Below are 10,393 nucleotides of genomic sequence, written 5' to 3'. Positions count from 1 at the left end.
GGCCCATGCCGATGGCGACGCCGGGCCTGCGCTCGCGCAGCGCCTGGGCGATGCCGGCCAGGGTCCCGCCCGAGCCGATGGCGCAGATGAAGCCGTCGACCTTGCCCTCGGTCTGTTCGAAGATTTCCGGGCCGGTGGTCAAGTAATGCGCCTCGCGGTTGGCCAGGTTGTCGAACTGGTTGGCCCAGACCGCGCCGTTGGGCTCGGTTGCGGCGCGCTCTTCCGCCAGCCGGGCGGAGACGCGCACATAGTTGCCGGGATTGGCGTAGGGGACCGCATCGACCTCGACCAGTTCGGCGCCCAGCAGGCGCAGGGCCGCCTTCTTCTCCTCCGACTGGGTGCGCGGGATGACGATGGCGGTGCGATAGCCCAGTGCGGCCGCCACGGTGGCGAGCCCGATCCCGGTGTTGCCGGCGGTGCCTTCCACGATCAGGCCGCCGGGGCGCAGGCGTCCCTCGGCCTCGGCGTTGCGGATGATCTGCAGTGCGGCGCGGTCCTTGACCGACTGGCCGGGGTTCATGAACTCCGCCTTGCCCCAGATCTCGCAGCCGGTCAGTTCGCTGGCCCGCTTCAGGCGGATCAGCGGGGTTCCACCGATGGCGTCGACGACGCTGCGGGCCTGGATCATGGAGGGAAACTCGATTTGCCGAACGAACCGCCTACCTAGGGCGCGCACCCAGGGCGCGCAATCGCCGCGGCTTGTACAAGCGCGTCCGGGGGTCCACTTAGCCGTAGCTGATCCATGGGATCGAGGAGCCGTGTTTGACCCAGCCTAACGCCACCGTCGTCGTCGGCTCCGGCCTCGCCCGCCCGGTGCGGATCGGCAATGCGGAGCGCCTGTCGATCATCGCCGGCCCCTGCCAGATGGAGAGCCGCGCCCACGCATTGGAAACCGCCCATGCGCTCAAAGAGATCGCCGAGCGGCTGGGGATCGGGCTGATCTACAAGACCTCCTTCGACAAGGCCAACCGCACCTCGGCCAACGCCGCGCGCGGGATGGGTCTGAAGGCGGCGCTGCCGGTGTTCGCCGAAATCCGCGAGGTCACGGGCCTGCCGACCCTGACCGATGTCCATGACGCCGCCCAGTGCGCCGAGGTCGCCCAGGCGGTGGACGTGCTGCAGATCCCCGCCTTCCTCTGCCGCCAGACCGACCTGCTGATCGCCGCCGCTCTCACCGGCCGCACGATCAACGTCAAGAAGGGCCAGTTCCTGGCGCCCTGGGACATGAAGAACGTGATCGCCAAGATCACCGGGGCCGGGAACCCGAATGCGCTGGCGACCGAGCGCGGGGTGTCGTTCGGCTACAACACCCTGGTCTCGGACATGCGCGCCCTGCCGATCATGGCGGAGATCGGCTGCCCGGTGGTGTTCGACGCCACCCATTCGGTGCAGCAGCCCGGCGGACAGGGGACCAGCTCGGGCGGTCAGCGCGAGTTCGTGCCGGTGCTGGCGCGCGCTGCGGTGGCCATCGGCGTCGCCTGCGTATTCATGGAGACCCACCCCGACCCCGACCATGCGCCCTCCGACGGGCCCAACATGGTGCCGTTGAAGGACTTCGAAGCCCTGGTGGCCGAGCTGCTGGAATACGACGCCCTCGCCAAGCGGCGCACGGTCTGACGGGGGCGGCGTGACGGGCGGATCTCGAGGTCTCGCGCGTTATGGGATCGGCGCGCTGGCCGTGGCGGTGGTGCTGCTGGCCGGCGCCATGTTCCTGTTCCGGGAAGGCATTCGGCGGACGGCGCTCGATCCGAAGCAGCCGTTCCAGACCTATTCGCCGCCGCCCGCTCCCGACTACGCCAAGCCCGGCGCCTGGGCGCTGTTGCCTTCCGATCCGGGCCATCCCGACGCGACCGATCCACCGGTCGACGTCTTCTTCGTGCACTCCACCACCTACGACGGCGGCAAGGACTGGAACGCGCCGATCGACGACCGGGCGGCCCAGCGCTTCCTGACGCGGGTCGACCTGCCCAACTTCGCCGGCCCGTTCCTGCGCGTCGGTCGGGTGTTCGCGCCGCGCTATCGCGAAGCCAGCCTCTACGCCTACCTGACCCTGCGCGACGACGCCCGTGAGGCGCGCCGTTTCGCCTATCGCGACGTGGAGGCGGCCTTCGCCAACATGCTCCGTCGCATTCCCCCAGATCGGCCGCTGATCATCGCCGGCGTCGACCAGGGGGCCAACCTGATCACCCACCTGTTGCAGCAGGTGGTGGAGAAGGACCCCGCGCTGCAGAAGCGCGTGGCGGCGGTCTATCTGATGGACGCGGTATCGGCGGCGGATGTGTTCCGGGCCGGTTCACCGCTGCCGGCCTGCACCCAGCGCCGCCAGGCCGGATGCGTGGTCGGGTGGGCCGGCGCCCGCATGGACGATCCGACACGGGCGTCGCGCCGGCTGGACCGGGCGCTGGTGTGGAGCCGCGACGGCCAGCTGGAGAATCTCGGCGGGCGTCCGGCGCTCTGCGTCAACCCGATGACCGGCTCCACCGGCGGCGATGTGGCCTCCGCCCGGCTCAACCTCGGCGCGGCCAACGCCACCGGGCTGGAGTGGGGCCTGCGGCCGGCGTTCATGGCGCATCAGGTCTCGGCTCAATGCTTGGGCGGCCTGCTGCGACTGTCGCGGCCGTTTTCGTCTTCGCTCCAGCGAAGCGGGTCTTGGGCGGAGCGCTATAAGGCGCCGCCATTCAACCTGTTCTACGCCGATATCGAGGCGGACGCGGAGGGACGGGTGGAGACCCTGCTCGGACAACGCCTGTATGGGCCGCCGGCCCCGCCGATCCAGACCTCGGTGGAGGTGAGGGACTTCCCCATTCACCGGATGGATTGAGGGGCGCTGCCACATGACCGTGCGTGGCTAATGAACATTTGTTCTCGCCATTTCTCCGCGTCACCAAAACCAAAATTATTAGGCCGTTAATTACAGCGGTTAGCGGGATTTTAGCCGACACGCGTCAAACTTTTGGTTGAGTGGGGCGAGATTTCCTATGCAAGTTAAAACCAAAATAGAGGCGTTCATATCGAGCGCCGTCATCGCCGGCGCTTTATCTCTCGTTTCCCTTGGAAACGGCTCCTATCAAGCGCCGTCCAAACCTACAGCCAGCTTCAGCGGCTTGTCCCCGACCGTTTCGGCAACCTTTCATCGCGCGGAGGGGGTTTCGCCGGCGCCTGAGCCTTCGCCAAGTGTGCCGAAGATTTCCGACGAGCAACGGTTGAAGTCGCTGATGCCGCCCCGTTCGCTCGATTCGTATGTGCTCGAGGCGCTTAAAGGCGGCCTCGTCTACATAGTCATCTTTATCCTAGCTCATCTGGGTTTGCGCAGGCTGCAACAGTCTGGACGCTGGACCTACGCCGGTATTGGATCGCTCGCGACGTCGATTTCGATCGCCGGGCTAACACCGCTCTGGGCTTGGGAAAGATTGTTACAACAAGGAAGATTGAGCTTCTATTTCCTCGTGATTGCGGGCGCTGGCGCAATGATGGGGTTCATCTATCGCTGGCGCGCTGGCCTTGAGGGCGAGGGAGACGATCCAAGTGCATTGGCGCGCGCCCTGGAAACTCGGTCCGCGGCAAAGCAAGCTACAGTAGCTTCGACAAACGACCAAGGGACGGCTACCGACGAGGCTCTTATTGCTGTGGGACGTTCCGAATATTTCGACGGACCTCTGCAGGTCAGAACCACCTTCGCGGTCATGTTCGTTGCTGCCATCGTATCTAGTGGATTCTACTGCCTTATGCTGTTCGTCTTCGGTGCTTCGGCAGATCTCGCGATTAAATTGGGCGTTTCTATTCCATTCTTGCCTGAAATGGCTAACGTCGCAGGAGTGAATTTAATATTTACGCTGGCTCTGAGCGTCGTCACGGCTCTTCCTTCTACTTTTCTAATATTTTTGGGTCATTTGATCCTCAGAGGGTTCAATAAGTTGTCCTACCCGGCGTATATCGTATCTGGATTTTTGGCGCCGGTGCTGCTCAGCCTGTTGGTTGGTCCGCTCGGGTTGATTGTGGGGCTGCAAGCCGCGTTGCCGATGGCTATCGCCATGGGCGTATATCGCAGCATGGCGGGCCTTGAGCCAAAGCCCGTCAAGGAAGACATCATCTTAAACGACCGGCGCAATTTGGTCGGGGCCAACCACGCGCGCCGCCAATTTGGACGATTGGTAAAGAGCTAGTCCAAAGCTTAGACTGTTTCCATCGAGTGCTTTTGAGCAAGGAAATCGCGCCCAAAACTTGGGAAGGACCTAAGCTCAATCTGACCCATCCCTAACTCCATGCCTTATGCGTACAACCCCTAACCCGCCGCCGACCAGTCTCCGTCCGGCCGCCAGTCGAACAGCTCCTGCAGCGTCCTCGCCGCCTCTCCGCGCGGGCTGACAAGCCCAGGATCGCGGGCGAGCAGGGCGCGGGCGTCCTTGGCGGCGATGGCGATCAGGTCGCGGTGGGCGGCGGGGTCGGCCAGCTTGTAGTCGGGCAGGCCGCTCTGGCGCGCGCCGAGCAGGTCGCCGCCGCCGCGCAGCTCCAGGTCCCGTTCGGCGATCAGGAAGCCGTCCTCGGTCTCGCGCAGGATGTTCAGCCGCGCCTGGCCGGAGATGCTCAGCGGCGGTTCGTAGAGCAGCAGGCAGGCGCTCTGCGCCGCGCCCCGGCCCACGCGTCCGCGCAGCTGGTGCAGCTGCGCCAGGCCGAACCGCTCGGCGTGCTCGATCACCATGATGCTGGCGTTGGGCACGTTGACGCCGACCTCCACCACCGTCGTGGCCACGAGCACCCCGATCCGGCCCTCGGCGAAAGCGGCCATCACCGCGTCCTTCTCGGCTGGCGGCATGCGGCCGTGGACCAGGCCTACGCGCGGCCCGAGCCGTTCGCGCAGTTCCACCGCGCGGCTTTCGGCGGCGGCGACCTCCAGCACTTCGGACTCCGCGACCAGCGGGCAGATCCAGAACGCCTGGGCGCCGCCGTCCAGCGCCTGATGCAGGCGCGCCACCACCTCGTCCAGCCGGGCGGTCGGCGTCGCGCTGGTGGCGACGGGTTTGCGGCCGGGCGGCTTCTCGTCCAGGCGCGAGATGTCCAGGTCGCCCAGCGCGGTCAGCTCCAGCGTGCGGGGAATGGGCGTGGCGGACAAGGCCAGCAGATGCACGGCATGGCCCTTGGCGTGCAGCCGCCGGCGCTCGGCTACGCCGAAGCGGTGCTGCTCGTCGATCACCGCCAGCGACAGGTCGCGGAAGACCACGTCGTCCTGGAACAGGGCGTGGGTGCCCACCGCCACCGCGGCGCGTCCATCGGCCAGGGCGGCCAGCTTCTCGCGGCGCTCCACGCCCTTGTCGCGCCCGGTGAGCAGGATCGCTGACACGCCCACATCCGCCAGTGGCCCACGGAGGGTCTCCAGGTGCTGGCGGGCGAGGATTTCGGTGGGCGCCATCAGCACCGACTGGCGCCCGCTGGCGGCGACGTCGGCCATGGCCAGCATGGCCACCACCGTCTTGCCCGACCCAACGTCCCCCTGCACGAGGCGCGACATCCGCTGGCCCGAGGCAAGGTCGCCGCCGATCTCCGCCAGGGTGCGCCGCTGCGCGCCGGTGAGCTGGTAGGGCAGGGCGGCCTGCGCGCGGGCGGCGACCTCGCTGTGGGGGATCGCTGGCGCGGCTTCGGCGCGGATGGCGGCCTTGCGCTGGGTCATGGCCAGCTGGTGGGCGAACAGTTCGTCATAGGCCAGCCGCCGTCTGTGCGGGCTGTCCAGGGCGATGTCGGCTTCGGAGACCGGGGCATGCAGCCGCTCAAGCGCCGCGCGCCAGCCGGCCCAGCCCTCGCGCGCCATCAACGGCGGATCGATCCACTCGTCGAGTTCGGGCGCCTTCTCCAGCGCGCCCAGGGCCAGCCGCCGCACGGTTCGCGCAGGCAGCCCGGCGGTGGCGGGATAGACCGCCTCGTGGCGCGGAATATCCTGGGCGCGCTCCAACGCTACGAGATAGTCGGGATGGGCGATCTGGGCCTCGACGCCGAACCGCTCGACCTTGCCGCTCACCGCCCGGTCGGAGCCCACCGGATGCGCCTGGGCCAGATGTGCGCCGCCGCCCTTGAACCAGCTGAGGAAACCGAAGCCGGTCTCGTCGGCGATGCGGATGCGGTAGGGCGCGCCGGGCCGATGGGAGGGCAGGTGGGCGTCGATCCGCACGATCAGGGTCTGGGTCTCGCCCTCGACCGCCTCGGCGATCTTGCGCACCGGCCGCTCGATCAGCCCGGAGGGGGCCAGGAACAGCAGGTCGCGCACCCGCTCGCCCGCCACCTTGACCACCAGCGGCGCGAGCTTGCCGCCCACGCCCTTCAGGGTGGCGATCTCGGCGAACAGGGGAAAGAGGATTTCGGGGCGCATGATTTGCGCTTCAATCACAGGACCGGGGCGTCCAGTGCAAGGAGGATCGTCGGACAGGTGGCGCAGGCGGCTCGCGACGACTATATCGCCCACCCATGCCGAACGAAGACACAACGGTTCCCGATCCAGCCGCTCCCGATCAGGCGGCGCATGAGGCCCACCTGCGCAAGGTCTGCTTTCGCGCGTCGCACCGCGGCTTCCTGGAGGCTGACCTGATCCTGGGGCCGTTCGCGCGCGAATATGTAGGCGCGATGTCGCCGGCCGATTTGGCGGAGTTCGAACGGCTGCTCGATGAGCCCGATCAGGACCTCTATGGTTGGATCGTCGGCATCAAGCCGACGCCCGAGGCGTTCGACACGCCCATGTTGGCCCGCATCCAGGAATTCCGCTTCCAGGCCCACGCCGCCCGCACGCGCGTCGAGTAGGGATGGCGTCCACTAAAGTCTCGGAGTTGGGGTTGGACCTGTCGCGTATCGCCAACGGCGTCGGCCGATTGGAGCTGGTCAATGCGCCGGAGGGCTTCGACGCCCTGGCGATGGCCGACATCGCCCGCGCCCGCAAGGGCCTGACCGTGTTCGTGGCCCGCGACGGGACCCGCGCGGACGCCTTCGTCGACGCCCTGGCCTTCTTCGATCCCGAGCTGCCGGTGTTGCGGATGCCGGCCTGGGACTGTCTGCCCTACGACCGGCTTGGACCTTCGGCGGGCGTCGCGGCGGCGCGGACCTCGGCCCTGTCCGCCCTGGCGCGCCGCAAGGAGGGCGACGCCGATCCGCTGGTGGTGGTCACCACGGCGCCCGCCATGGTCCAGCGCACCCCGCCGCGCTCGGCGCTGAAGGCCGCCAGCTATGAGGCCCGCGTGGGCCGCGACGTGCAGACCGCCGACCTGGAGCGCTATTTCAGCGTCAACGGCTATATCCGCGCCTCCACCGTTTCGGAGCGGGGCGAGTTCGCCATCCGCGGCGGCGTCATCGACGTGTTCGCGCCCGGCGCGCCGGAGCCGGTGCGGCTAGACCTGTTCGGCGACACCCTGGAATCGATCCGCGCCTTCGATCCGGAGACCCAGCGCTCCACCCGCCAGCTTAAGTCCATCGACCTGCTGCCGGTGTCCGAAGCCCTGATCGACGCTGACTCCATCGCCCGCTTCCGCAACGCCTATGTCGCGGCCTTTGGAGCGGCGGGCGACGACCCGCTCTACGCCACCATCAGCGAAGGCGGTCGGCGCGCGGGCATGGAGCACTGGCTACCCTTCTTCTACGACCGGCTGGAGACCCTGTTCGACTATTTCGGCGCCGCCGCCCTGATCGCCATCGACCACCTGGCCGAGGAATCGCTGGACGAGCGGCTGGCGATGATCACCGACGCCTACGACGCGCGGAAGGACCTGGCCAACAACCGGGGGGGCGGGGTCTATCGTCCCGCGCCCGTGGCCTCGCTCTATCTCGACCGCACCGAGTGGAACACCGCGCTGAAGACCCGCGCGGTGCGCCGCTTCTCGCCCTTCAACCAGGCGGAGACCGAGACCGTCGTCGACATGGGCGCCAAGGCCGGGCGGAACTTCGCGCCCGAACGCGGCCAGGACAGCGTCAACCTGTTCGAGGCGGTGACCGAGCACGCCAAGGCGCTGGGCAAGGCCGGCAAGCGCGTGCTGTTCGCTTCTTGGTCAGAGGGCGCGTCGGAGCGCCTGGGCGCCATGCTGGGCGACCACGGCATGAAGGCGGTGCGTTTCGCCAAGACCTGGGCGGACGTGAAGAGCTACGGCGTTCCCGGCGCCAAGGCCAAACCGCCGCAGCGCGCCGTGCTGCCGGTGGAGGGCGGGTTCGAGACCGCCGACCTGGCCGTCATCTCGGAGACCGACATCCTGGGCGACCGCCTGGCGCGCCCGCGCCGCCGCCGCCGCGCCTCCAACTTCCTGGCCGAGGCCACCTCGCTGACGCCGGGCGACCTGGTGGTGCACATCGACCACGGCATCGGCCGCTATGAGGGGCTGAAGACGCTGCAGGTGCAGGAGGCGCCGCACGACTGCCTGGACCTGACCTACGCCGGTGAGACGCGCCTGTATCTGCCGGTCGAGAACATCGACCTGCTGACCCGCTACGGTTCCGAGACCGAGGGCGTGCAGCTCGACCGGCTGGGCGGCGCCGCGTGGCAGGCGCGCAAGGCCAAGGCCAAGGAGCGGCTGCGGATCATGGCCGACGGCCTGATCAAGCTGGCCGCCGCGCGCGAGCTGAACACCACCGAGGAGGTCGACCCGCCGCACGGGGTGTTCGACGAGTTCTGCGCCCGCTTCCCCTACGAGGAGACCGAGGACCAGCTCAACGCCATCTCCGACGTGCTGGGCGATCTGGCGGCCGGCCGGCCGATGGACCGGCTGATCTGCGGCGACGTCGGCTTCGGCAAGACCGAGGTGGCGCTGCGTGCGGCCTTCATCATCGCCATGACCGGGCGGCAGGTGGCGGTGGTCTGCCCGACCACACTGCTGGCCCGCCAGCACTTCCGCACCTTCGAGCAGCGCTTCGCCGGCTGGCCGGTCAAGGTGCGCCAGCTCTCGCGCATGGTCCCTGCCAAGGAGGCGGCGGAGACCCGCGAGAAGCTGAAGGCCGGCGAGATCGAGATCGTGGTCGGCACCCACGCCCTGCTGTCCGAACAGGTCAAGTTCAAGGACTTGGGCCTGGTCGTCGTCGACGAGGAGCAGCACTTCGGGGTCAAGCACAAGGAGCGGCTGAAGGCCATGCGCGCCGACGTGCACATGCTGACCCTGACCGCCACGCCGATCCCGCGCACCCTACAGATGGCGCTGTCGGGCATCCGCGAGATGTCGATCATCGCCACCCCGCCGGTCGACCGCCTGGCGGTGCGCACCTACGTCGCGCCCTACGACCCGATCATGGTGCGCGAGGCCCTGCTGCGCGAGAAGTACCGTGGCGGTCAAGCCTACTACGTCGTGCCGCGCCTGTCGGATTTGCCGGAGATCGAGAAGTTCCTGCGCGAGCAGGTGCCGGAGATCAAGTTCGTGGTCGGCCACGGCCAGCTCGCGGCGACCCAGCTGGAGGAGGTGATGACCGCCTTCTACGACGGCCGCTACGACGTGCTGCTGTCGACCACCATCGTGGAATCCGGCCTGGACGTGCCCACCGCCAACACCCTGGTGGTGCACCGGGCCGACATGTTCGGCCTGTCCCAGCTCTACCAGATCCGGGGCCGGGTCGGCCGCGCCAAAGCCCGCGCCTACGCCTACCTGACCACCCCGTCCGAAAAGCCGATTACCCCCACCGCCGAGAAGCGGCTGAAGGTGCTGCAGTCGCTGGATAGCCTGGGCGCGGGCTTCCAGCTCGCCAGCCACGACCTGGACATCCGCGGCGGCGGCAACCTGCTCGGCGACGAGCAGTCGGGCCACATCAAGGAGGTCGGCGTCGAGCTCTACCAGCAGATGCTGGAGGACGCCGTGGCCGAGCTGCGCGCCGGCGCCGCCTCGGAACTGGTGGAGGCGCGCGGCTGGTCGCCCCAGATCAACACCGGCACCGCCGTGCTGATCCCCGAGGCCTACGTGCCCGACCTGAACGTGCGCCTGGCCCTGTACCGCCGCCTGTCCGAGGCCGAGCGCCCCGAGGACCGCGAGGCCCTGGCCGCCGAACTGATCGACCGCTTCGGCCCCCTGCCGCAGGAGGCCGACGCCCTGCTCAAGGTGGTGGCGATCAAGGGGCTGTGCCGCCAGGCCAACGTCTCCAAGATCGACGTCGGCCCCAAGGGCGCGGTGGTCGCCTTCCGCAACGACACCTTCCCCAACCCGCTGGGCCTGGTCCAGCAGGTGCAGAAACGCGCCGCCGACTGGAAGCTCCGCCCCGACCAGAAGCTGGTGGTCAAGGGCGAGTGGGACACGCCGGAACAGCGGCTGACGGTGGCCGAACGGGTGCTGAGCGCGCTGGCCAAGGTGGCGCTGGCGGGGTGATCAGTCTCGGGATGTCGTGTTTTGGCACCCCGCGGATGTCAGCTTGCAACCCTGGAGCGGACATGTCCGCAACGTGAGGCCGTGAGCCT

At 68.2% G+C, this 10,393-nt stretch carries 6 protein-coding genes and 1 pseudogene; 5 read left to right on the top strand and 2 right to left on the bottom strand.

What is annotated here, in order from left to right:
- Positions 1 to 628 (bottom strand): annotated as a pseudogene (locus GSQ87_RS10640) (pyridoxal-phosphate dependent enzyme); the annotation flags it as partial.
- Between the two features lie 134 nt (positions 629 to 762).
- Here GSQ87_RS10640 and kdsA point away from each other — a divergent pair.
- The 3 genes from kdsA (at position 763) to GSQ87_RS10625 (ending at position 4,163) form a co-directional block, all read left to right on the top strand.
- Positions 763 to 1,617: a 3-deoxy-8-phosphooctulonate synthase gene (kdsA, locus tag GSQ87_RS10635; protein ID WP_254062875.1), complete on the top strand. Its 855-nt coding sequence runs from the start codon at positions 763 to 765 to the stop codon at positions 1,615 to 1,617.
- A gap of 10 nt (positions 1,618 to 1,627) precedes the next feature.
- Positions 1,628 to 2,821, top strand: coding sequence for a DUF3089 domain-containing protein (locus tag GSQ87_RS10630; protein ID WP_254062873.1), 1,194 nt, complete (start codon positions 1,628 to 1,630; stop codon positions 2,819 to 2,821).
- A gap of 157 nt (positions 2,822 to 2,978) precedes the next feature.
- On the top strand, positions 2,979 to 4,163 hold the full coding sequence (locus GSQ87_RS10625; RefSeq protein ID WP_158915425.1) for a hypothetical protein: 1,185 nt from the start codon (positions 2,979 to 2,981) through the stop codon (positions 4,161 to 4,163).
- 119 nt (positions 4,164 to 4,282) lie between these two features.
- Here the strand turns inward: GSQ87_RS10625 and recG are convergent, their stop codons facing one another.
- Positions 4,283 to 6,358, bottom strand: coding sequence for an ATP-dependent DNA helicase RecG (recG, locus tag GSQ87_RS10620; RefSeq protein WP_158915424.1), 2,076 nt, complete (start codon positions 6,356 to 6,358; stop codon positions 4,283 to 4,285).
- A gap of 95 nt (positions 6,359 to 6,453) precedes the next feature.
- Here recG and GSQ87_RS10615 point away from each other — a divergent pair, with 95 nt between their 5' ends.
- Positions 6,454 to 6,783: a succinate dehydrogenase assembly factor 2 gene (locus tag GSQ87_RS10615; RefSeq protein WP_158915423.1), complete on the top strand. Its 330-nt coding sequence runs from the start codon at positions 6,454 to 6,456 to the stop codon at positions 6,781 to 6,783.
- A 2-nt stretch (positions 6,784 to 6,785) separates the two neighbouring features.
- Positions 6,786 to 10,304 (top strand): transcription-repair coupling factor, encoded by a 3,519-nt coding sequence (gene mfd / locus GSQ87_RS10610; RefSeq protein ID WP_158915422.1) that lies wholly within the window; start codon positions 6,786 to 6,788, stop codon positions 10,302 to 10,304.
- The last annotated feature ends 89 nt before the right edge of the window (positions 10,305 to 10,393 follow it).

Origin of the sequence: Caulobacter sp. S45 (assembly GCF_009765965.1) — a bacterium.
Taxonomy (GTDB): Bacteria; Pseudomonadota; Alphaproteobacteria; order Caulobacterales; family Caulobacteraceae; genus CAHJWH01.
This window is presented reverse-complemented; position numbering and strand designations above follow the sequence as displayed.

What these genes read in the sequence shown, in the direction of transcription:
- GSQ87_RS10625 (WP_158915425.1), top strand. Translation starts at nt 2,979, where the DNA reads ATGCAAGTTAAAACCAAAATAGAGGCGTTCATATCGAGCGCCGTCATC.
- recG (WP_158915424.1), bottom strand. Translation starts at nt 6,358, where the DNA reads ATGCGCCCCGAAATCCTCTTTCCCCTGTTCGCCGAGATCGCCACCCTG.
- GSQ87_RS10615 (WP_158915423.1), top strand. Translation starts at nt 6,454, where the DNA reads ATGCCGAACGAAGACACAACGGTTCCCGATCCAGCCGCTCCCGATCAG.
- mfd (WP_158915422.1), top strand. Translation starts at nt 6,786, where the DNA reads ATGGCGTCCACTAAAGTCTCGGAGTTGGGGTTGGACCTGTCGCGTATC.